Source organism: Janthinobacterium pasteuri (assembly GCF_051380775.1).
GTDB lineage: Bacteria > Pseudomonadota > Gammaproteobacteria > Burkholderiales > Burkholderiaceae_D > Janthinobacterium.
In genome coordinates this window covers 87,598-111,694 of record NZ_JBNYXS010000017.1, presented here as the reverse complement: position 1 = coordinate 111,694, position 24,097 = coordinate 87,598, and the positions used below count along the sequence as shown (strand labels likewise).

Genomic DNA, 24,097 nt, shown 5'->3' with positions numbered 1-24,097 from the left:
GAAAGCCGCATCTTGAACCCACACCTGCCGTCTGTCCTGCTGGTCATGGCGCTTGCCGCCGTTGCCGCTCCCGTCACCGCAGCCGCTAATGCCGCCCCCGCCAGCGGGCCGCAGGCCTTGCGCGCGGAACAGGATCTTGCCGCCTTCTTGCGCAGCGAAATGCAGGAGCGCCAGATTCCAGGCCTGCAACTGGCTGTGATACAGCGTGGCAAGGTCGTGCTGAAGCGCAATTTCGGCCTGGCCAGCCTGCAATACCAGGTGCCGGTGACGGACGCCAGCCTGTTCTCCATCAATTCGGCGACGAAAGCGTTTACGGGCGTGGCCGTGATGCAACTGGTGCAACAGGGCAAGATCGATCTGGCCGCGCCCATCGGCCAGTACCTGACGGGCTTGCCTTCAGCCTGGCAAGCCGTGACAGTGACCCAATTGCTCAACCATACTTCGGGCTTGCCCGATGTGCTGGACCAGCGCAGCGGCAAGCTGGTGGGGCCGCAGCCGGACGACGCCGACGCGGCGTGGAAAGCCGTGCAGGCGCTGCCGGTGGAAGCCCAGCCAGGCGAGCGCTATCGCTATAACCAGACCAATTACGTGTTGCTGGCACAATTGATCGAGCGGCAAAGTGGCCAGCCCTTTGTCTCCTTCATCCAGGGTCAGCAGTTTGACGTGGTGGGCATGCCGCACAGCGGCTTTGGCGATGCGAAGGACGTGGTCGTGGGCAAGGCCAGTTCCTACCTGCTGGACAGGGGCGGCAACGGCTACCGCAACGTGAACGAGGATTTCCCCGTATTCATGCGCGCGGGGGCGGGCATCAACAGCAATGCGGGCGAGCTGGCGAACTGGCTCATCGCGCTGCAGTCGGGGCGCTTGCTGGCACCGGCCAGCGTGGCAAGGCTGTGGCAACCGACCAGCTTGAATGACGGCAAACCGGCGAGCTGGGCGCTGGGCTGGCCCACCATCGGCCGCGATGAGCACCGCGCCGTGGCCGGCATCGGCGGCGCCCGCTCTGCCTTTTATGTGTATCCGGACGAAGGCCTGGCCGTCATTATCCTCAGCAACCTGGCCGGCGGCCAGCCGGAACAGCTGATCGATACCGTCGCCGGCTTTTACATTCCCGCCCTGCGCCAGCAGCGCGGCGGCGCGTATGCCGCGCATCTGCTGCGCAACACCGCGGTCAGCGACAGTTTCGACGGGCTGGACAAGAAACTGGCGGCCATCCGGCGCCAGCATGGCCTGTCTGCGCCCACCGAAGACGACTTGAATGCCTGGGGCTACCGTCTGCTGCGCCGGCAGCAGCCGAAACAGGCGGTCGCCGTTTTCCAGCTTGGCGTGCAACTCTACCCGCAACGGGGGAACGGCCACGACAGCCTGGCCGAAGCGTACGAGGCGGACGGCGCCACGGCGCTGGCCATCACGCATTACCGCCGTTCGCTGGAACTGGACCCCGGCAACAAGCACGCCGTGGCGCGTCTGCGCGTGCTGGTTGCCGACTAACGGGCTGCCTGGGCAGCCGCAGCCTTGCCGTGCTCGGCCCCATGCATGGCCAGGTAAGCGGCCAGATTCTCGTCATCTATGCCCAGGGCGCGCAAGACTTCTTGCGTGAAGGTGACGGGCGCCGTGCCTGGCGCCGTGATGATGCGCTGGTCGGCCACGGCCCAAGGCACATCCTGGTACAGGGCGGCGCCCGCATAGCCGACATCGCTCAGGTTGTCGGCGCAATTGGAGGTGTGGCGCACGTTGTCGAGCACGCCCGCCTGCGCCAGCACGCGGGTGCCATCGCAAATGCCGGCCAGTACCACGCCCTTGTCGCGGGCGGCGCGCAGCAGGGGCCCCAGGTCGGGCGCCTTGCCGCTTTGCCAGTGGCTGCCGCCACACACCATGAGCAAGTCGAGTTCATCGAGCGAAATGGCTTCCAGCGCCAGTTGCGGCGTGACCAGCATGCCGCCGGACGAGGTGACAGGCAGGCCGCCGGGCGTGGCGAACTGCGTATAAAAGCCGTAATACAGGCGCGCCGTGGAGTTGATCAGGGCGGTTTCCCAATCGGCAAAGTTCTCGGTCAGTATGGTGATGGCACGTGTCATGAAAAGTCCTGTCGCAGGTGGAGATGTCAATATTAATACAGGCTGGCTAGCCTGTTGGTGCCGAAAGCATAATAGAAAGCACTGACAATTTATGTCAGGAGCACGCGTGAAATGGTGGTACAGGCAGCAAGGGACTACGCTACGATCGCTGGCCCGTCCGTGAGGGCCGCTTTCCCCTTGAATGCCTGGTACCTGTCCCTCCATGCTGATGCTGTTTTGCCGTGTCCTGTTCAGCATTGCCGGACTGCTGGCGGGCGAGGCCGATGAAAGCGATTTCATCAACTACGGTAAGGGACGTGGTGTACTTGCTGGGTGGCCATCCCAGCTATGACATGCGCTATCCCAGCCGCTTTGCACATATTACGCGTCGCATGACGATATCCTCAGCGGCGACTTCCAGCCCGTGCAGCGCTTCATGAATGGCTTGCAGTACCAGCGCGGGGCAGCGAAGGACCGCTGAAGCGCCAATGAAAAAGGCCCGGCGCCGCCGCAATGTGCGGCGGGACCGGGCCCTTGGAGGCGTTGCGGATTACTTCTCGGCGAACGCGCGCTCGACCACGAAGTCGCCAGGCGTCGAGGTATTGCCTTCCTTGAAGCCACGCGCTTCCAGCATCTCTTTCAGGTCGCGCAGCATGTCCGAGCTGCCGCAGATCATGACGCGGTCTTCGGCCGGGTTCAGCTCTGGCAAGCCCAGGTCTTCGGCCAGTTTGCCGTTCTCGATCAGTGCCGTGATGCGGCCCATGTTGCGGAAGTCTTCGCGCGTCACGGTAGGGTAGTAGCGCAGCTTGTCGCTGACCATTTCGCCCAGGAATTCATGTTTCGGCAGATGCTCTTCCAGCAGCTCGCGGTAGGCCAGTTCATCGACCTGGCGCACGCCATGCACGAGGATCAGCTGGTCGAAGCGCTCGTAGATGTCCGGATCGCGCACGATGCTGAGGAACGGCGCCAGGCCCGTGCCCGTCGACAGCATGTACAGGCGCTTGCCTGGCAGCAGGTAGTCGGACACCAGGGTGCCCGTCGGCTTGCGGCCAACGATGACGGTGTCGCCCACTTGCAAGTGCTGCAAACGCGACGTCAGGGGGCCGCCCGGCACCTTGATACTGAAAAATTCCAGATGGTCTTCGTAATTGGCGCTGGCGATACTGTAGGCGCGCAGCAATGGCTTGCCATCGACGCGCAGGCCGATCATGGTGAAATGGCCATTCGAGAAACGCAGCGACGGGTCGCGCGTGGTGGTAAAGGAGAACAGGGTATCCGTCCAGTGGTGCACGCTTAATACGCGCTCTTCATTCATCGAACTCATAGTGTTTGTTGGCTGGTCAAAAAAATGGTTAGTTGCTGGCAACTGCTGGCAAAAGTGAAACCCTGTGTAGGCCCAGACGCTATTGTACTGGCGTCCACACGAAATTGTTACCGTCTATCGCCGCCAATGCTGCCGCACACGGTGCCAACATTATAGTGCGAATGGTAAGGCTGGGCTGAAATTCGCCCGGAAACGGGCGGTGGGCACGCGCTCTCTTGACCTGGCTCACTTTTTCAAGGCGCCGCTCCAGGACTGCCGCCAGCGCGTGCAGGCGCGGCCGTGGCGACGCCCCGGAAGCGCCGGCGCAGGGCTGTATTGGCCGGTTCGGACACGCAGCGGGCGACGAGGGCGGCCGCCAGCGCGGTCGCAGCCAGGAACAGCGCCAGCCATGGCAGGCGCTCCGCGTAGCCCAGGCCCGCCTTGTCGACCACATTGCGCATGGCAGCCAGCACGATGATATGGAACAGGTACAGCTCATAGCTGTGCCGTCCCAGCCATTGCAGCGGGCCGGGGCGGCCCTGGCTGGCCGCCTGGCCCGCCGTGGCGCCCACGATGAAGGTGGCGCTGGCCAGCGCGATCGCGCTGAAACCGAAGGCTTCATGGCCGCCGATGCCGCGCACGTACACGGCCGCCAGGGCCAGGCCCGCTATCCAGCGCAACAGTTGCCCGGCACGCGCGCCCGGCTGCCAGTGTTGCGTCAGCAGGGCGGTCAGGCAGCCGATGGCGATGGCGTCGAAACAGGCGACATAGCCATACATGAAATAGATTTCGTTGCCCGCATGCAGGCTGCGGTAGACGGGACCGGCCACGATGGCGACGCCGCACAGCAGCATGATCCGGTGACGCTGGCGCAGGAAGCGGCACGACAGCGGCAGCAGCAGATAAAACATTTCCTCGACCGAGAGCGACCAGTACACGTTCAGGCAGTAATTGAAATACCCGGCGCTTTGCATCAGCACGTTGTGCCAGAAGGTCAGCACGGAAGCGATGGCGATGACGAAATAGCTGGCTGGCAAGTCCTTGCCGCCATCGGAATTGGCAAAGAAGGGCACATCCAGCACGCCCAGCAGCACGATCAGGGACAGGGCCAGCAGCAGAGACGGTAGCAGGCGGGCGATGCGGTACGCATAAAACGCCGCCAGGTCGATGCGCGCCAGGTCGCCCCAGCGGCGTAGCGAGGTCGAGGTGATCAGGTAGCCGGAAATGACGAAAAACATGGTCACGCCGTAATTGCCCTGGTAGGCGGCTTTCAATAGCCAAGTTGGCAGAACGACGAGCGGGCTGTTCTTCAAGCCATAGGCCAGCGCGAAGTGCAGCAGCAGCACGCACAGGATGGCCGCGCCGCGCAGGGCGTCGATATGATGGTTGCGGGCTTGCAATGGCGTCCTTGTCGGTTTGATAGCATGAGGGGCGATTATGTGAGAAATGTCGCTCGCAGGTCAACGATTTTGCAATTGCCGGGAAAGGCCCAACGAATGGAGCCGGGGACGGGGGCGCCTTGCGTGTATGATATTGCCGAACAGAATTGTTGGGCATCTGTCATCGTTGAAGGTGCGTTTTTCCTGCGCGCCAGCCCAAGACTCTGCGCGCACCATGCCGCTTGCCACGATGCCTGACCCCATAGCGAAAGGTAATAAAGATGTATAAAACAGTGCGCGCCATGTTCCTGCATTTCAAGCAAGCCGTCCCATTCCGCCTCGTCCCCGCCCTGATTTGCACCGCCTTGCTGGTGAGCATGCTATTGCTGCCGGCGCCGGACGGCTTGACGCCCAAGGCCTGGGGCCTGGTGGCGATTTTCCTCACCACCATCCTGGCGATCATATTAAAAGTCATGCCGATCGGCGTGATGGCCATGATGGCCATCGTCATCGTGTCATTGTCGCAAGTGACGTCGACCTCGTCCAAGGGCGCCATCACGGATGCGCTCAGCAGTTTTTCGAATCCATTGATCTGGCTGATCGTCGTGGCGATCCTGATTTCGCGCGGCCTGAAAAAGACGGGGCTGGGCAGCCGCATCGGCCTGCTGTTCATTTCCCGGCTGGGCAAGCGCACCATGGGCATCGGCTACGGCCTGGCGATTTGCGAACTGGTGCTGGCGCCATTTACGCCGAGTAACACGGCACGCGGTGGCGGCATCGTCCACCCCGTCATGAAATCGATCGCCAACGCCTTCGATTCGGACCCTGCCAAGGGCACGGAAGGTAAAGTGGGCACGTATCTGGCCCTCGTCAACTATCACGCCAACCCGATTACCTCGGCGATGTTCCTGACGGCCACGGCGCCCAATCCGTTGGTGGTCGATTTCGTGGCCAAGGCCAGCGGCCAGAGTTTCCACCTGACGTGGACCACCTGGGCCCTGTGCATGCTGCTGCCGGGCCTGGTGTGCCTGCTGGTCATGCCCCTGATGATCTACTGGCTGTCGCCGCCGGAATTGAAAGCCACGCCGGACGCCGTCACCTACGCCAAGGCGGAATTGAAGGGCATGGGCCCGCTGTCGCCATCGGAAAAAGTCATGCTGGGCACTTTTGCTCTACTGCTGTTGCTGTGGGCGAACGTGCCTGCCATGCTGCTCGGCCCCGCGTTTTCGCTCGATGCGACGGTGGTGGCCTTTGTCGGCTTGTTCGTGTTGATTATCACGGGCACCATCGACTGGGACGACGTGCTATCCGAAAAGAGCGCCTGGGATACCCTCGTGTGGTTCGGCGCGCTGGTGATGATGGCCGAGCAGTTGAACAAGACGGGCGTGATCGCCTGGTTCTCGGCCTGCATGAAGGCGGCCATCGTCGCCAGCGGCATGGACTGGCTGCCGATTGCCGCCGTCCTGGTGCTGGTGTTCGTGTTCTCGCATTACTTCTTTGCCAGCACGACGGCCCACATCAGCGCCATGCTGCTGGCCTTCCTGACGGTGGGCCTGCATCTGATCCCCGCCGAATACCACGTACCGTTCATGCTGATGATGACGGCCGGCTCGGCCATCATGATGACCCTGACCCACTACGCGACAGGCACGTCGCCCATCATCTTCGGCAGCGGTTTCGTGACGATGGGCAACTGGTGGCGCGTCGGTTTCATCATGTGCGTGGTGGAATTGCTGATCTTTGCCGTTGTCGGCACGACCTGGTGGAAATTGCTCGGTTACTGGTAAGGTAGTACAGCTGGCGCGCCAGTTGCTGCATGGTCGCCTGAGACCACGCCTATTTTGACAGAAAATTGCTGATCTGCGCCCGCAGCGCGCCCGGCAAGCCGCCGAACTGGCGCGGTTCCAGCGAGCGGGGCTGGCCATTGCGGCCATTGATGAAGCGAAAGCCCGGCTCGCCCAGCTTGCGCCAGCGTTTCAGCCACTGCGGTTGCGCCAAGCTGTCATCGACGACAGCGTGGTGTGCGAGACCTCGCTGGCACGAATAAGAGTACACAGCCACGCGAAGTCGCCTGCCGACTTTGCATGATAACTAGCCGCAATGTAACAGCCCCCGACAGCTGCTTGAGGCTATCGGGGGCTGTTTGCCGGGCCGGCATGTTTCAGGCTCAGGCCAGCTTGCGTTTGCCTGCGGACACGCGGTTCCAGCCGTAGCCGGCAACGATGATGGCCAGGATGGCGGCCTGCGCCAGCAGGGTTTCGGCCGTGGGCAGGATGCCCAGCACGTCGATGCGCATGAAATCGACGGGGCTGACGCCGACCCAGCCCGCTTCCTGCAGCGCGGCCACACCTTTACCCATCAGTATGACGGCCAGCACGGCCACGAACGCGGATGTCCACGAGAAGAACTTGCCGATCGGCATGCGGGCGCTGGTGCGCAGCAAGGCCCAGGCGATCGCGACCAGCAGCACGATGGCCACCAGGAAGCCGCCCAGCAGGGCGCCGCCATTGCCGTCCGCCGCCAGGGCGGAATAGAACAGCACGGTTTCAAAGACTTCGCGATACACGGCGATGAAGGCCAGGGCGAACAAGCCCCAGGCGGAGCGCCGGCTCATCGCTGCCGTGAGTTTCTCGTGCAGGTATTCCTGCCAGCGTCCGGCGCTGCTCTTCTGGTGCATCCACAAGCCCACGCTGAGCAGGACCAGCGCCGCAAACACGGAACCGAGCCCTTCGCTCACTTCCCGGCTGGCGCCGCTGATGGTCACCAGATACGTTGCCGCTACCCAGGTCAGGCCGCCCGCCACCAGCGCGCTGACCCAGCCGCCATGCACATACGGCAGCACGTCGTTGCGCTTGGCCTTGCGCAGGAATGCGATGATGCCGATCACGATCAGCAGCGCTTCCACGCCTTCGCGCAGCAAGATCGTCAGGGCGCCGATAAAGGTCGTCATCGGCTCGGCCTTGGCGTCGCCCAGTTCCGCTTCCACATGGCTGAACAGTTGTTGCAGCTTTTCGCCCGCCGCTTCGGCGTCGGCCACCGTGCCCTTGGCAACGGCGGAACGGTAGGCCAGCATGGCGTTTTCCACGGCCAGCAGCAAGGACTTGTTGCGCGCGCCGACCATCGGCTCGATCGGTTCGAAACCGTCCAGGTAGGCCGACAGGCCGAGGCGCGTAGCGGCCGCGCGGTCGCCCGCATGCACGGCGGCCAGGCTTTCGGCCAGGCGCAAACGCGACAGGGCCAGGCCGGCCGGCTTGTGCGCCTCGGCCTTGTCGGGATGGCTGCGCACGTACGCCGTCAACGCTTGCGCCTCGACCGCGCCCAGTTTGGATGCCGCCGCTTCCTGCGTCAGGGTCGTCACGGCAGCCAGGTCCGCGTACAGGTTTTTGGCCCTTGCATCGTCTTGCCACAGCTTTTCACCGTGCGCGCGCGCCGCCGCGTCGTGCGACATGCCACCCACAAAAAAGGCCAGGTCCCAGCGCTCGTTTTCGGACAGCTGGCCAAAACTGGCCATCGAGGTGCCGGCCACGCCTTGCGAGATGACCTGGTACAGCGCCATCAGGCTGCGCGACTGCGCCCGTTCGCCATCCGTGAAGGCGATCGGCTTCGGTTCCAGGCTGGCCGCCAGCGCACCGTCGCCACCACCGGCCACGCCGTGGCAAGAAGCGCACTGGGCCGCATACAGGGCTGCGCCGCGCGCCAGATTGGGCAGTACTTTGGGCGCTACGGGAATCGGATAGGCAGCAATCAGCAAGCCGTTCGCGTGGTGCGCCAGGCGCTTGACTTCCACACCATCGGCCTTGGCGACGACGGCCGCGCGCAATTCGGCGATGGCGGCGGCGATGGCCGCCTTCGAAGCGTGGGCGGGCAGGGCGGCGATCTGCGTCGTCGCATTGTCGGTAAAATCGAGCATTTCCGCGTATTCCGCTTCGCTGACGACCTTGCCATGCTCGATGGCACCGCTGTAATCGACGGCAACGTAATCAATCAATTGCCACAACTGCTTGGCGCCGGCGCCAGGATCGGCCACTTGCGCCTGCGCGCCGCCGGCCAGCAGCAGGCTGAGGCTGGCGGCCACGAGCGGATAGCAGACGAGCCATTTTTTCATTTTAATGAACATGATTCTCATTCTCATTTCTTGTTAACCCGGCGACTATAGGACAGACGGTGCAGGGTGTCAACGGCGCACGGGCGTGCGTGGACGCCACCGGGTCAATATTCTTGACCGGGGCAGCGTGCCTGGAGAATGGAACGAGGGAGGGGGAAGGTTACTGCTTCGATGCCGGTTTCGCGTACAGGCCTCTGGCCAGGCTGCTGTCCGCATCGACCACTTGCAGGCCACCCTTGACGACGCGCAAGGCCAGCTTCTGGAACGCCTGACCCCGCAGCCACTGGCTGTCGGTGACGGCGAACGCGGCGATGCGTTCCTGCGCGCGCGGGGGCGGCACGGCCAGCCATTGATAGCCGGCCTGCGCACCCTGGCGGCGCAAGCCGGCGCGTACCCAGCGTTCCGACGCTGGCATGTGGACGATGGCATCGCCGTTCGCCGCGCTGACGGCCGTGGCTGTCTTGCCGCTGTGCGCCTCGAACGTCACTTCCACGCCGGCCATCGGTCCCAGCCGGGGAAAGCCGACGATGGCTACCCACTGGCCCGCTTCGGCAGCTTTCTGGATGCGCATTTCCGCTTCCTCGAACACGCGAAACTGCGGCTCCTTGCCGCCGTTACCCGACACCAGGGTCAGCGTGTCCCCGGCAACACTCCATGCGCCGCTGGCTTGCTGGTCGGTAATGCCGTAACTGAGCATCCATTCGAAGGTGCCGTCCTTTTTCAACAGCAGTTCGGAGCCCGTTTCCATGACGCCTTGCAGGTAATAGTGTCCGGGCAGGGAGGGGGCGGACTGGTCGGCCGCGCTGGCAGCAAGCGGCCAGGCCAGGGCGGCGCAGGCCAGCAGGCAAGAGAGGGAAGAAAAGCGCGAGGTTTTCATCGGTGTATCCTTTATGATATGCCATCATAGCAAGGGCAATTCCTTGCCGTCGCACAGATACACCGCCTGGTTATAGTACTGATCAGTTACTGCTGAAATCGAGCACGACGCGCGAGGCAACCTTGCCTTGCTCCAGGCGGCTGAAGATGTCATTGATTGCCGACAGCGGCTGCAATTCGATGCCAGCCTTGACCTTGCCATTGGCGGCAAAGGCAAGCGCTTCGGCCATGTCCTGGCGGGTGCCGACGAAGGAACCGCGTATCGTTACGCAATTGGCGACGACGTCGAACAGCGGCGTCGGGAAATCGCCCGGCGGCAAGCCCACCAGCACGCAGGTGCCGCGCTTGCGCGTCATCGCCACGCCTTGCTGGAAGGCATCGATGGATGGCGCCGTGATCAGCACGCCGTGCGCACCGCCACCGGTCGCACTACGCAGTGCCGCAACGGGATCGCCCTGGCGGGCATTGATGGTCACTTCGGCGCCGAGGGCGCGTGCGTGCTCCAGTTTGCCTTCATCGATGTCGACGGCCGCCACGCGCAAGCCCATGGCCAGCGCATATTCGATGGCCAGGTGGCCCAGTCCGCCGATGCCGGACACGGCCAGCCACTGGCCCGGCCGCGCGCCCGTTTCCTTGATGCCCTTGTAACTGGTCACGCCGGCGCAAATGAGGGGCGCCGCCTGCACGGCGGACAGCCCGGCTGGAATATGCGCGACGTAGCGCGGGTCGGCCAGAATATATTCGGCGAAGCCGCCGTTCTTGGTGTAGCCGCCGAACTGCGCCTCGGCGCACACGGTTTCCCAGGCGGCCAGGCAATGTTCGCAATGGCCGCAAGCCGAGTAGAGCCAGGGCACGCCGACCCTGTCGCCCAGCTGCACCTCGGTCACGCCCGTGCCCATGGCCACCACCAGGCCGATGCCTTCGTGGCCGGGAATGAACGGCGGCGAAGGCTTGACGGTCCAGTCGCCGCGCGCCGCATGCAAATCCGTGTGGCACACGCCGCAAGCTTCCGTCTTGACCAAAATCTGGCCGGGGCCGGGCACCGGCACGGGGACGTCGCGCAGCACCAGGGGCTGGCCCAGTTGTTCGACAACGGCGGCTTTCATGGTAGTGGGGATCATGTTATTCCTTATGAAGTTGGTTAGGCGTAGTGCAGGGCGCCGGGCTGAGGGCAAGGCATGCGCCTGCCAAGCGCTGTGCCATAGTCTGGTCGACAGAGACTTGCGAATGATCACATTCTGCTGCATGCGATTCGAAAATTGATTGATCTACATCAAAGTATGAACGCATGTTACCTAAATATCAGAACTTCAAGAACAGCCTCCTTCGTCACTATTCAATCCCTCGGGTGACGCTTTCAATAAATGTGCCCTATTTAAAACAGCATTCGCAATATGCCGCTTCTCTGATGTCGCCGAAGAATTGAAGGGCGGGTCATTGCATCCGTCGTCCCTGACAAGGAAGCAGCTGGCGTCACAATTGGTCACTTCTGGTGGATATTGGTGGTTTGTTATTTAAGTAACTCTCTCACTATACTGAGCAAATTGGAACGCCTGAAAGATCATGAAATGTCTCTGTATTCATCCTGGCGAGAAAAATAAATCAGAAGACCACGCTGAATACAACACTTAACGCCGTTTCCACTCGTCGGCATGCAGTTTTATTCACGAAAGTCTTAGATAAGAAAGAGATCATGTCAGCAAATTTTGATGTTTTTCAGCAGACGTTTTCCCTGTCCTTATTGTCGAATCTGGCTTCTGACTATATAGCCAAAGAGCGTTATACCCCGGGCACGCATGGCGACCCGCTGGAAGCCCAGCTTGCCACGAATATACAGGCGACATTGCCCCTGCCGGTGGTTACGGCGGGGCTGGGGGACGGCTGGCAAATCGCCTGGGGGCCAGCCGTATGGCGCGGAGCAGAGTCCAGAGTGGCGCAAAATGCGGCGCTGGTTTTCTATAATCCGGCAGTGACATTTGAGGATGGGACAACGGCAGCAACCCATGTGGTTGCCATTTCCGCCACTAATTTGATATCCGGCTATGACTGGATCGTGGAAAATTTCACCGTGTCTTCTACTGTCAGCTGGACGCAATACCATCCCGCAATACCGTCGGCCACGGTCATTTCTCACGATTCTCTCATGCCGGTCATTTCCAAAGGCACGGCGACTGGCGTGGCACATATCGCAGCGTTGACGCCTACAGATCCGGCCCATGGAAAAACCAGTCTGTCCGATTTTATTCGACAGCTCAATGGCACGGTCAACGAGGGCGCGCGCATCATCTTTACCGGGCATAGCCTTGCCGGCGCTCTGGCCCCGACTTTTGCCTTGTACCTGGAGGAACACGGTGCCTTGTCGGCATTTGATCGGGTACAGGTTTATCCGACCGCCGGAGCATCGCCTGGAAATGGCAGCTTTTCCAGGCGGTTTGCCCATGCCTTTCCGCGCAAGGCTGCTGGAGAGAAACCCTGGCAGAACTGGAACATCTTGATCCGCAATCAGTACGATATTGTGCCGCATGCCTGGACCCTGAGCACCCTTCTTCAATTGTTGACCATTTATGGCAACTCGGATGCCGAAGGCGGGGTAAAGCTGCCGGAACAGATTTATGGCGTGGTGCTGGCTGCATTGGCTGATTCGGCCGCTTCGAAAACACTGTATGCCGCGCTGCCGAGCGCGCAATTTTCAGGCGGGTCGCCAGGGCCTGCCCCTGCAACGGCAGCCGCGTATCTGACCATGGCAGGGAACCAGCATGTGAAGGCGTATATCTCCGAGATTCTCGGCCCGGATTTTCCTGCTGTTGGACACGGCCCCACTGTTCCTGGCCTCATCGAATTCAACGATGCCACGCACCGGATTGCGGCGATTGTCAGCATTCTGGAAAAAATTCTTCATCCTGGCGCTAGCGGCTAGTGACGGGCAGGTGCATCGATGACGTCAAAGCGCACTGGCAATGCAGAAAATTTACGCATCACATAAGACGTTCGCTTCACATCAAGGGGAAATACAACATGAAATCTGTCGTCAAGAAGCCCTTTTCTCGCGCCGCACTGATCGCCGGCATCGTATCGGCAGCCTGGACACCCAGCAGTTTTGCCTGTTCTGATACACCCATCCTGGCAAGTATCTGCATCATGGCCGTGCCATTCAATTTCGGCAATTTCAATCGGCAGTACGTGGTGGCCGACGGGAGGGACATGCTTATCAATGCCAATGTGGCACTGTATTCGCTGATCGGCACTACTTACGGCAGCACTGGCACGACCATGTTCAAGCTGCCTGATCTGCGCGGCAAGTTCGTGGTTGGCGCCAACGGCGAGAGCTACATGGCCGGCGGCAAGGGTGGGATCGACAGCATCAAGCTGACAGTTGCAGAGTTGCCACCGCATATGTTCACGGTGAGCACCATTCCCGTCGAGCTGAGCAAGCTGACGGTCAGCCTGACCTTGCCTGCGCTGAAGGGCACGGCAGCCATTGCCGCTGCCACGGGCACCGGCACGGTAACGGACTTGAAAATGAATGTGGCCAATACGACCAACGGCGCTGCTTCGCCTTCGGGCGCCTACCTGGGCAAGGCACCTGCTGCCTCCTCCAGCATCTATGCCTCATCGGCTCCGGATGCGACGCTGAATGCCGGCGCCATCAGCGGCGGCAGCGTGTCGGTCACGGTTCCTGCCAGCATGGCCAGTGTGTCGATACCCACCCAGACGCTGGCAGGCACCGTAGCCGGCACCGCAACGGCCACTGGCCAAACGAACATCATCGGGGGTGGCGCGGCATTTGATAACAGGCCGTCCTACATTGCATTGACGTACTACATCGCGGCCACCAATGGGATGTATCCAAGCCGGGACTAGGCTTGTCCTTGGCGATCTGATCGTCCTTGAACCGGTGGCAGGTCGATGGGCATGCCACCGCTGATGACTTTATCTGGAGTATTTACTTTGCGTACCCTGGCTGTTGCAGCAATGATCGCACCGCTGCTTGTCGTGTTACAGGCCGGCGCCGCGCCGCGCGAGCTGAGCACTGAATTGAAGCAGGCCGACAAGGCTCTGGCCTCTCACGAATATGCGCTCGCCTACAAGGAGTATGCGCGCGTCGCCGCGCGCAATCCTTTGGCGCAATTCAATCTGGGATTGATCGAACGCGAAGGATGGGGGCGTGCACGCAATCCGGCAGCGGCCTGCGCCTGGTTCGGCAAGGCTGCACAGGGCAACATTCCGGCTGCGCAACAGTTTTTTGGCGATTGCCTGGCGACAGGGATAGCACAGGCAGCCGACGGCAAGGCGGCCGAAGCATGGTACCGCAAGGCGGCGCAGGCGGGCATTGCGTATGCGCTCTGTTCGGCCGGTCAACTGTACATCAGCGGGCTGGTCGTCGGCAAGAATGTCGAACACGGCCTGGAGCTGTGTGCGCAAGCGGCGCAGGCAGGCTCGGCACCGGCCATGCTGCGCATCGCCGATTATTACAAGGATGGCACGGAAGTGCCGCAGAATCTGGCAGCCGCGCGTTCCTGGTATCAGCAGGCCGCGGAAAACCGCGACCATCTGGCGCAATACCGCCTGGGCGTGATGCTGGGACAGGGCGAGGGCGGCGAGGCGAATCCGGCGCTGGCCTTGTCATGGCTGGAACATGCGGCTGCCGAAGGGTATGCCCCGGCCTATTTACCGGTGGCCATTCTGTATGCCAACAGCGCGCCCGACCCGGCCACTGGTGCGCTGACGCCGGCCAGCCTGGCGAAGATCTATATGTGGAACAGCGCTGCCAGAGCTACCACAAACAATGCGGCAACACTGGCCGAGATCGAGCGTATTGCTCAACTGGTCAATCAGGTGATGCCGGCAGAGTGGAAGCCGGCGCTAGACCGCCGGGTTGCCGAGCACCTGGGCAAAGTTTCTGCCAATTGACATTCATGCAACAAGCGGTGCGCCATTGGCGCATCGAACCGCCAACCAGAGAAAACCATCATGCGCCATGCTTCCATGAACAGAATTTATCGACTCATCTGGAGCCATGTGCACCACGCCTGGGTCATCGTGCCGGAACGCACCAGGGGCAGGGGCAAGGCAGCCAATCGCAGTCTTGTCTTCAGCGCCTTGCTGGCCGCCACCCCTGTCGCCATGGCCGGGCCGACAGGCGGCCAAGTGACGGCCGGCAACGGCTCCATCAGCCAGAACGGTTCCACCACCACGGTGACGCAAGCTAGCCAGAACCTGTCATTGCACTGGAAGTCTTTCAATACCACGAGCCAGGAGACGGTCAATTTCGTCCAGCCGTCGGCCAGCGCCATTGCCGTCAACCGTATCAGCGACACGAATGGCACCCAATTCTTCGGCCGGCTCAATGCCAATGGCCAGGTCTACCTGATCAATCCGAATGGCGTGCTGTTTGGTGCAGGATCGCACATCAACGTGGGTGGCCTGGTTGCCTCCACGCTCGATATCAGCGATGCGGGCCTGAATGGCACGACCCGCCATTTCAGCGGCAGCGGCACGGGCAGCATCATCAACCAGGGCACCATCAATGCGGCCCATGGCGGCTATGTTGCCTTCATCGGCAATACGGTCAGTAATCAGGGCAGCATCAACGCGGGTGCGGGTGCGGTGGCGCTGGGTGCGGGTAGCGATGTCACGCTGGCATTTTCTGGCGATAGCCTGGTCAATTTGCAGGTCAAGCAGAGCACGCTGAACAACCTGGCCGAAAATGGCGGCCTCATCAAGGCCGACGGTGGCGCGGTATGGCTCTCGGCCGGCGCCAGGGATGCGCTGCTGGCCAGCGTGATCAATAACACGGGCATCGTTCAGGCGCGCAGTGTGCACAATGTCAACGGCTCGATTGTGCTGGCGGCGGGCAGTGCCGGCAGCGCGACGAATAGCGGCACACTCGATGCGTCCGGTAGCGGCGGCGCAAGCGGTGGCACCGTGAAGGTGCTCGGCGGAACGGTCAAGCTGGCGGCAGGCAGCGCGATTGATGTGTCTGGCGAGGGCGGCGGCACGGCATTGGTCGGCGGCAGTTTCCTCGGTGGCGGCAGCGAGCAACGCGCGCACACGACCGTGGTTGACGCTGGCGCCTCGATCAAGGCCGATGCCATCAGCCGCGGTAATGGCGGCAATGTGGCGGTCTGGTCCGATAACAGCACGCAATTCAATGGCAGTATCACGGCGCGTGGCGGTGTGATTGCGGGCAACGGTGGCAAGGTGGAAACCTCCGGCAAGGCCTTGAACGTCAACGCCAGCGCCTCCGTCAGTACGGCTGCGCCCCATGGCGTGGCGGGAGAGTGGCTGCTCGATCCCGATGATATCCTGATCGGCAATGCCAGTATCTGGGGAAATGCTTACGGCATCAATGTCGACACGCGCGTCCTGTCGACGGCGCTCAATAATGGCAACGTGACCATCAAGACCACCGGCGCCTCCGCCAGTTGCACGGGAACGACCTGTACCGCAGGCGGGTCTGGCAATGGCGATATCATCATCCTCGATGGCATCGGTTTCGGCAATGACTACTCCGTCGTCGGCTATCCCAGTATCCCTAACTGGACCAGCAATACGACCCTGACGCTGAGTGCCTATCGCAATGTTCAGTTCAAATTAACTCATAATGTACCTTTTGCGGGAACGTTCAACGATCTTGGCGGAGGCATCGAGGCTCAAGGGGGCGGCAACATCGTGCTGAGGGCCGACAATGGCGCCAGGGGCATGGGCACGGTCATTTTTGACGATCCCAGCGCCATTCATAGCAATATTTTCCTCGTAGGTGGTGCAAGCGCCGTCAGCATCTATTACAACCCGAGCAGCTATGACACGCCGACGGATTATACGCTGTACATCAACAATCCCGGTCAGCTGACTGCTTATATGGCAGTCAATTTGAGCGGTACGATAGCACCCAAAGTCTATGACGGCACGATGAACGCCGGATTGGCCGGGCTCAACAGCTTGCTGACCATGCCGACCGGACTGACGCTCAATACTGCCGGCCAGGCGGCCACTTTTGCCGACAAGAATGCTGGCACCGATAAGGCTGTGACGATCAGTGGCGTGACGTTCAGTGGCGGCGGCACCACGATTGCCCATTTTGGCCGGCACTATTACCTGAATGGCCTCGACAGCAAAACGGGGACGATCACGGCCAAAAGCATCAACGTCAGCGGCTTGTCCGCCAGTGACAAGACCTACGATGGCACGACCAGCGCCACGCTCACCGGGGCGGGCATTTCGTCGTCCGACCTGATCGGCGGCGACATCGTGTCTCTGGTGGGTGGCGCCGCCACGGGTACGTTTGCCGACGCCAACGCCGGCAGCGGCAAGAGCGTTGCCATCAGCGGCTATGCGCTGACGGGTATGGATGCGGCTAACTACAAGGTGGTGCAGCCGGCCAGCGTGACGGCCACCATCCGCAAGGCCGATCTGGTCCTGTCCGGCAGCAAGACCTACGATGGCAACACCGCAGTGGCGGGCGGCTCGCTGACGGCCACGGGCGTGGCCGGACAAACCTTCAGCGTCGGCGGCGCCGGCGATGCGTCCAACCTGGCCAGCAAGAATGTGCAAACCGGCACGGCGCTGGGCAGCGCAGCCGGCCTCGTCCTGGGCAGCAGCGGCAACGGCGGTTTGTCGGGCAACTACAATGTGCTGGGCACGGCCGGCAGCAGCTATACGGTGACCGCCAAGGGCATCACCCTGACCGGCATCAGCGCCGTGGATAAAACCTACGATGCGACGACGACGGCGGGCTTGAATGCCGCGAATGTGGCGTACTCGGGCATGATCGCGGGGGACAACGTCAGCCTGGCCGGCCACGGTGTCGGCAGCTTTGCCAGCAAGGATGCGGGCGCGAACAAGACGGTCAGCGTCTCCGGCTTCAGCCTGGGCGGGTCGGACGCCGGCAATTACGTCGTCACGCAACCGACAGGTCTGACGGCGACGATCAGCAAGGCTGACCTGGTGGTATCGGGCATCAGCGCCGTGAATAAAACCTATGATGCGGGTACCGGCGCGACCTTGAGCGGCACGGCCGCAGTGAGCGGCCTGCTCAGCGATAACGTGTCCGTCGTAGGCACAGGCAGCGGCAGCTTTGCCGACGCCAACGCCGGCAGCGGCAAGAGCGTTGCCATCAGCGGCTATGCGCTGACGGGTATGGATGCGGGCAACTACAAGCTGGTGCAGCCGGCCAGCGTGACGGCCACCATCCGCAAGGCCGATCTGATCCTGTCCGGCAGCAAGACCTATGATGGCAACACCGCAGTGGCGGGCGGCTCGCTGACGGCCACGGGCGTGGCCGGACAAACCTTCAGCGTCGGCGGCGCCGGCGATGCGTCCAACCTGGCCAGCAAGAATGTGCAAACCGGCACGGCGCTGGGCAGCGCAGCCGGCCTCGTCCTGGGCAGCAGCGGCAACGGCGGTTTGTCGGGCAACTACAATGTGCTGGGCACGGCCGGCAGCAGCTATACGGTGACCGCCAAGGGCATCACCCTGACCGGCATCAGCGCCGTGGATAAAACCTACGATGCGACGACGACGGCGGGCTTGAATGCCGCGAATGTGGGTTATTCGGGCATGATCGCGGGGGACAATGTCAGCCTGGCCGGCCACGGTGTCGGCAGCTTTGCCAGCAAGGATGCGGGCGCGAACAAGACGGTCAGCGTCTCCGGCTTCAGTCTGGGCGGGGCGGACGCCGGCAATTACGTCGTCACGCAACCGACAGGTCTGACGGCGACGATCAGCAAGGCCGACCTGGTGGTATCGGGCATCAGCGCCGTGAATAAAACCTATGATGCGGGCACCGGCGCGACCTTGAGCGGCACGGCCGCAGTGAGCGGCCTGCTCAGCGATAACGTCTCCGTCGTAGGCACAGGCAGCGGCAGCTTTGCCGACGCCAACGCCGGCAGCGGCAAGAGCGTTGCCGTCACTGGCTATGCGCTGACGGGCTTGGATGCGGCTAACTACAAGGTGGTGCAGCCGGCCAGCGTGACGGCCACCATCCGCAAGGCCGATCTGATCCTGTCCGGCAGCAAGACCTACGATGGCAACACCGCAGTGGCGGGCGGCTCGCTGACGGCCACGGGCGTGGCCGGACAAACCTTCAGCGTCGGCGGCGCCGGCGATGCGTCCAACCTGGCCAGCAAGAATGTGCAAACCGGCACGGCGCTGGGCAGCGCAGCCGGCCTCGTCCTGGGCAGCAGCGGCAACGGCGGCTTGTCAAGCAACTACAATGTGCTGGGCACGGCTGGCAGCAGCTATACGGTGACCGCCAAGGGTATCACCCTGACCGGCATCAGCGCCGTGGATAAAACCTATGACGCGACGACGACGGCGGGCTTGAATACCGCGAATGTGGCGTACTCGGGCATGATCGCGGGGGACAACGTCAGCCTGGCCGGCCACGGTGTTGGCAGCTTTGCCAGCAAGGATGCGGGCGCGAACAAGACGGTCAGCGTCTCCGGCTTCAGTCTGGGCGGGTCGGACGCCGGCAATTACGTCGTCACGCAACCGACAGGTCTGACGGCGACGATCAGCAAGGCCGACCTGGTGGTGTCGGGCATCAGCGCCGTGAATAAAACCTATGATGCGGGCACCGGCGCAACACTGAGCGGCAGCGCCAGTGTTACCGCCTTGCTCAGCGATAACGTGTCAGTCGTAGGCACAGGCAGCGGCAGCTTTGCCGACGCCAACGCCGGCAGCGGCAAGAGCGTTGCCGTCACTGGCTATGCGCTGACGGGCTTGGATGCGGCCAACTACAAGGTGGTGCCGCCGGCCAGCGTGACGGCCACCATCCGCAAGGCCGACCTGGTCCTGTCCGGCAGCAAGACCTATGATGGCAACACCGCAGTGGCGGGCGGCTCGCTGACGGCCACGGGCGTGGCCGGACAAACCTTCAGCGTCGGCGGCGCCGGCGATGCGTCCAACCTGGCCAGCAAGAATGTGCAAACCGGCACGGCGCTGGGCAGCGCAGCCGGCCTCGTCCTGGGCAGCAGCGGCAACGGCGGTTTGTCGGGCAACTACAATGTGCTGGGCACGGCTGGCAGCAGCTATACGGTGACCGCCAAGGGCATCACCCTGACCGGCATCAGCGCCGTGGATAAAACCTACGATGCGACGACGACGGCGGGCTTGAATACCGCGAATGTGGCGTATTCGGGCATGATCGCAGGGGACAATGTCAGCCTGGGAGGGCAGGTTGTTGGCCAATTTGCCAGCAAGGATGCGGGCGCGAATAAAGCTGTTGCCGTGTCTGGCTACATCTTGACGGGAGCCGATGCCGGCAATTACGCCGTCAAGCAACCGACGGGCGTCACTGCCACCATACGCAAAGCTGATTTGTCACTGACGGGCCTGACTGCCACCGACAAGGTCTACGACGCCACGACCACGGCTGCACTGAGCGGCTCCGCCAGTCTTTCTGGCGTCATGGGGCGCGACATCGTCTCGCTGGGCGGTACGCGAACTGCTACCTTTGCCGATAAAAATGTTGGTAAAAATAAATTGGTGACTGTCAGTGGCTACGCGCTGACCGGCAGCGATGCCGGCAACTACAATATCGTCGACCGCAACGTGCTGACCGCCAGCATTACACCGGCATCGATTACGGTCAGTGGCATCACTGCAGCCGATAAAGTGTATGACGGCAGCACGGCGGCCACGGTCAATGCCGGCAATGCCACGCTGGCCGGCAAGTTCGGTTCGGATGTGATTACGATAAGCTCGACCGGCCTGTTCTCTGACGCGGCCGCTGGTGCCAGCAAGACGGTTAATCTGAGCAGCGTTTATGGCGGAGCCGATATTGGCAATTACATCATTGCCGAGCAAACGCGCGCAGTCGCCAGCATTACGGCCGCGCCTGTCGTCGTGCCCACCACGCCAGGCGTGAGTACCACGCAGATGCAGCAGATTCAGAACACGGTGACGCAGGTGCAGTCGTCCGTGTTGCCGCCGCAAGCCCTGGCGCAGCCGCAGGCATTGAACCTGTCTTCCACGCTGGTGGTGCAGCAGACCGATGCTGGCACCAGCAGAGCCGAGCCTGTGCAGGACACGGTCGGCACCCGCTTGCTCAATACCAGCACCGGATTCGGTACGCCTGCGCCGACGCTGCAAATTCTAAATGGCGGCATGCAATTGCCGCTCGTCGCCAACAGCATCACAGAATAACAAATACATGACCACCATACCCAAGCAGTCCTTCTTGCTCAAGCCCCTGTACGCCGCATTGTTGCTGGTGCCACTCGATGCGTATGCCGCCGACCCGCAAACGACGCCCAACGCCGGGTCGATTTTGCAACAATTACAACCGGTAGTCCCTGCTGTGGCGCAGCCGAATGCGCCGAACCTGGAGGTCAAGCCGAAAAGCGATGCCAGCTTGCCGCCGTCGCAGCCGATGCACGTGAACGCGTTGCGTATCACTGGCAATACCGCTTTTTCCACACAGACGCTGCATGCACTGGTCGCCGATCAGGAAGGTAAAAGTCTGACCTTGCCGCAACTCGACGAACTGGCCGGGCGCATCACGGCGTACTACCAGGGCCATGGATTTCCGATGACGCGGGCCATCATACCGGTGCAGACGATCACCGACGGCGTCATCATCATCCAGGTCGTCGAGGCTCATTACGGCAAAGTCCGGCTGAACAACCGCAGCGAAGTCAGCGACGCTTTGCTCCAGGCCAGCCTGGTTCCGCTCAGTGGTGGGCAATTGATTGCCGATGCCGAACTCGATCGTGCCTTGCTGTTGTTGTCCGATGTACCGGGCGTGCGCGTGAACGCTGTCCTTAAACCGGGCTCGGCGGTCGGTACGGCCGACATGGATGTCGAGGCGCGTTACAACCGCCTGGTCCTGGCGAATGTTTCGCTGGACAATTACGGTAACCGCTATATCGGGCGCATGCGCCTGAGCGGCAACTTTAATATCGTCAATCCGTTTCATCATGGCGATATCCTGAGCGCCAACATCATCAGCACGGGTGAGGGCATGAATTATGGCCGGGTGGCATACGACACCTTGCTCAACGGCCAGGGGACCAGGGCAGGCGGGGCTTACTCGGCATTGCATTACAAGCTGGGCAGCACCGCCAGTGCGCTCGATGCCAATGGCACGGCCACGGTTGCCAGCCTGTGGGCGAAACATCCGTTGCTGCGCACCAAGCGATACAATGTTTATGCGCAATTGCAATACGATGCCAAAAAGCTGCGCGATCATATCGACGTCAGCAACCTGCGTACCGACCGGCATCTGGATAATTGGATCGTGAGCGTGAACGGTGACCTGCGCGACAATCTGCTGGCTGGTGGCATGAGCATGGCAAGCCTGGGCTGGACCAGCGGACGTGGCGGTTTTGATAACTCCTCTGCTGCGGCATCGGATGCCGCTACCGCACGCACGAGTGGGGGATTTTCCAAGTGGAATGCCAATATTGCCCGTTTGCAGGGGCTGACGCCGCGCGACTCGCTGTACCTCAACTTGAGTGGGCAATGGGCCGACGGCAATCTGGACTCCGCTGAAAAGATGACGGCTGGTGGTCCCTATACGGTCCGTGCCTATGACATCGGCGCCATGTCCGGCGACAGCGGCTATGTCGGCACTGTGGAAATGCGCCATGATGTGGGAGCGCTGCCGTTCGGGAGATGGCAGGTGCTGGCGTTTATGGACAGTGCGTATGTCAAAGTCAACCGCCATCCCTGGACCAAGGCAGAGAACAGCGCGACCTTGTCGGGTGCCGGTATCGGCCTGAACTGGGCCGGTCCCGACCAGTGGCGCGCGAGCATGTCGGTGGCAACACGCTTGGGGGCGGCACCTTCATTGTTGGCCAAGCCGTCGCCGGTGCGTGCCTGGCTGGTGGCGAGCAAGGGCTTCTGATTTTTGCTCATTGCCGATCTGGTAAGATAGGCAAAATACTGGTTTCCTGGAAATGTTTTTTGCACATTGAGCTGGTGCGTTTGACCGGCAGCCTTCTCTTACGCTACCCGAACACACTGTTCCCATGGATCATCAAACAGCCAGCATTGCATTATCCGTGACACAGTTATGTATTTCGGCAACGATGATTGGCGTCTATTTTGCCGCGCCCACGGAACGCTATACGCGTCTGTGGGCCATGTCCGGTGTGCTGACCGCTGCTGGAATGACGATCATCATACTGAATGCGTTGCGCCCACCAGGCTTGTTATTGATGGCGGGAAATGTCGCATTGTTTGCTGGCTGTATCGTTGTGTGGGTTGGATTGAGAGCGTTCTTTGGGAAGAAAATAGGCCGCTGGGCCTATTTTCTTGTCGCCTTGTTTGCATGTGCGTATTTTCTGTTAATAGAAAACAAGGCGGAGTTTTCCGCCCGTGCCTGTCTCAGCAGTGCCAGCCTGATTCTGGTTTTTGTACTGTGTTTGCAAACGCTATTGGCACGACATCCGGAAACCGCTTCTGGCAAGCTTGGCTATGCGCGAGAAATGGCGATTGTCGGTCTATTGATGTTGATGACGGCGCATGGCTTGCGCATCGCCGTTTTACTCTATCAACCGGCCGGATTGAGTTCTGCGTTGATGTCCCAGATCAATATAGTGGTTGTCTACCTGGTACCTTTGGCCGGCACGCTGTTATTTTTTCCGGCCTTGCTGCTGCTGTATTTTGAGCGTATCAAGCATCAGTTGCTGCTGTCATTGGAATCCAAACAGGAAGCGCTGGAAAACCAGACCCGATTCGTGGAAATGTTTTCACACGAGTACCGTACACCGTTGGCTGTCATCCGGACCAATCTGGATATTTTGCAAAATAAGGAACGGAACGGCGCTCGGCACTTCGGTTCCAACCTCGAAAAAATGCAGCGCGCCGTATTACGACTGGTTGAAGTGGCAGAAACCGCACTGCATAGGGATCAAAATAGTGACGGGAAAGCTGATATCGTCTGCGAAGCGATCTTCATGCCGGATTTTCTGCGCAGTGTTATCGAAGAAGCCGCCGATTTCTGGCGTGAGCGTGCACCACGGCTGGAGTTCCACTATACGAAACCCATCGTCTTTCATGGGGATCGCAAGTTGCTGAAGACGGCATTCTTGAATGTACTCGATAATGCGATCAAATATGGGCCTAAACAAGGGATGGTCAATGTCCATTTGAGGAAAAACGATGGTGCATTGCTCCTCACAGTAGACGACAATGGCACCGGTATTCCAGAACATGAGCTGGCCCTGGTCTATGGCAAGTATTTCCGTGGCAGTCGCACGGGGTTTGTCGCCGGCAGCGGCATCGGCCTGTATCTGGTACAGCGTATCATTGCGCAACATGCAGGCAGCATCATGCTGGTTAACCGGCCTGAAGGAGGCACTTCAGCGACTATCACCTTACCTTTGCCTATACAGGAGGCGCAAAGCGGTGCCATCAAAAATTAGAGTCT

General features: G+C 61.3%; 15 protein-coding genes. 8 read left to right on the top strand and 7 right to left on the bottom strand.

Features of this window, described 5'->3' with window-relative positions; translation table 11 throughout:
* Positions 1 to 12: 12 nt before the first annotated feature.
* Positions 13 to 1,491: a serine hydrolase domain-containing protein gene (locus ACQ4WN_RS17665; RefSeq protein WP_436552722.1), complete on the top strand. Its 1,479-nt coding sequence runs from the start codon at positions 13 to 15 to the stop codon at positions 1,489 to 1,491.
* On the opposite strand, the gene ACQ4WN_RS17660 is transcribed toward ACQ4WN_RS17665, so the two are convergent.
* From ACQ4WN_RS17660 to ACQ4WN_RS17650, 3 genes are all read right to left on the bottom strand, one after another.
* A complete protein-coding gene (locus tag ACQ4WN_RS17660) occupies positions 1,488 to 2,078 on the bottom strand; it encodes a type 1 glutamine amidotransferase family protein (protein ID WP_436552721.1) in 591 nt (196 codons plus the stop codon). The two genes, ACQ4WN_RS17665 and ACQ4WN_RS17660, sit on opposite strands and share 4 nt — an antisense overlap.
* 529 nt (positions 2,079 to 2,607) lie before the next feature.
* A complete protein-coding gene (locus ACQ4WN_RS17655) occupies positions 2,608 to 3,381 on the bottom strand; it encodes a ferredoxin--NADP reductase (RefSeq protein WP_101481324.1) in 774 nt (257 codons plus the stop codon).
* A 233-nt stretch (positions 3,382 to 3,614) separates the two neighbouring features.
* A complete protein-coding gene (locus ACQ4WN_RS17650) occupies positions 3,615 to 4,760 on the bottom strand; it encodes an acyltransferase family protein (protein WP_436552720.1) in 1,146 nt (381 codons plus the stop codon).
* A gap of 260 nt (positions 4,761 to 5,020) precedes the next feature.
* On the opposite strand from ACQ4WN_RS17650, the gene ACQ4WN_RS17645 reads away from it, so the two are divergent.
* Positions 5,021 to 6,526, top strand: a complete 1,506-nt coding sequence (locus tag ACQ4WN_RS17645) for a DASS family sodium-coupled anion symporter (protein WP_436552719.1) — start codon at positions 5,021 to 5,023, stop codon at positions 6,524 to 6,526.
* 49 nt (positions 6,527 to 6,575) lie between these two features.
* Here the strand turns inward: ACQ4WN_RS17645 and ACQ4WN_RS17640 are convergent, their stop codons facing one another.
* From ACQ4WN_RS17640 to ACQ4WN_RS17625, 4 genes are all read right to left on the bottom strand, one after another.
* Positions 6,576 to 6,800, bottom strand: a complete 225-nt coding sequence (locus tag ACQ4WN_RS17640; RefSeq protein ID WP_436552718.1) for a hypothetical protein — start codon at positions 6,798 to 6,800, stop codon at positions 6,576 to 6,578.
* A 106-nt stretch (positions 6,801 to 6,906) separates the two neighbouring features.
* The gene (locus ACQ4WN_RS17635) at positions 6,907 to 8,856 is read right to left on the bottom strand and encodes an FTR1 family protein (RefSeq protein WP_436552717.1); all 1,950 of its coding nucleotides are present in this window, start codon (positions 8,854 to 8,856) and stop codon (positions 6,907 to 6,909) included.
* Between the two features lie 148 nt (positions 8,857 to 9,004).
* The gene (locus ACQ4WN_RS17630; protein WP_436552716.1) at positions 9,005 to 9,721 is read right to left on the bottom strand and encodes a hypothetical protein; all 717 of its coding nucleotides are present in this window, start codon (positions 9,719 to 9,721) and stop codon (positions 9,005 to 9,007) included.
* 82 nt (positions 9,722 to 9,803) lie between these two features.
* On the bottom strand, positions 9,804 to 10,838 hold the full coding sequence (locus ACQ4WN_RS17625; protein ID WP_436552752.1) for a zinc-dependent alcohol dehydrogenase: 1,035 nt from the start codon (positions 10,836 to 10,838) through the stop codon (positions 9,804 to 9,806).
* A gap of 575 nt (positions 10,839 to 11,413) precedes the next feature.
* On the opposite strand from ACQ4WN_RS17625, the gene ACQ4WN_RS17620 reads away from it, so the two are divergent.
* From ACQ4WN_RS17620 to ACQ4WN_RS17595, 6 genes are all read left to right on the top strand, one after another.
* Positions 11,414 to 12,637 (top strand): lipase family protein, encoded by a 1,224-nt coding sequence (locus ACQ4WN_RS17620; protein WP_436552715.1) that lies wholly within the window; start codon positions 11,414 to 11,416, stop codon positions 12,635 to 12,637.
* Positions 12,638 to 12,735: 98 nt separating this feature from the next.
* Complete coding sequence (locus ACQ4WN_RS17615; RefSeq protein WP_436552714.1) at positions 12,736 to 13,581, top strand: phage tail protein; 846 nt, start codon at positions 12,736 to 12,738, stop codon at positions 13,579 to 13,581.
* An 87-nt stretch (positions 13,582 to 13,668) separates the two neighbouring features.
* Positions 13,669 to 14,631, top strand: coding sequence for a tetratricopeptide repeat protein (locus ACQ4WN_RS17610; RefSeq protein WP_436552713.1), 963 nt, complete (start codon positions 13,669 to 13,671; stop codon positions 14,629 to 14,631).
* Positions 14,632 to 14,691: 60 nt separating this feature from the next.
* Positions 14,692 to 20,868, top strand: a complete 6,177-nt coding sequence (locus tag ACQ4WN_RS17605) for a YDG domain-containing protein (RefSeq protein ID WP_436552712.1) — start codon at positions 14,692 to 14,694, stop codon at positions 20,866 to 20,868.
* 7 nt (positions 20,869 to 20,875) lie between these two features.
* Positions 20,876 to 22,570 (top strand): ShlB/FhaC/HecB family hemolysin secretion/activation protein, encoded by a 1,695-nt coding sequence (locus ACQ4WN_RS17600; RefSeq protein WP_436552711.1) that lies wholly within the window; start codon positions 20,876 to 20,878, stop codon positions 22,568 to 22,570.
* Between the two features lie 124 nt (positions 22,571 to 22,694).
* Positions 22,695 to 24,092 (top strand): sensor histidine kinase, encoded by a 1,398-nt coding sequence (locus ACQ4WN_RS17595; RefSeq protein ID WP_436552710.1) that lies wholly within the window; start codon positions 22,695 to 22,697, stop codon positions 24,090 to 24,092.
* Positions 24,093 to 24,097: the final 5 nt, after the last annotated feature.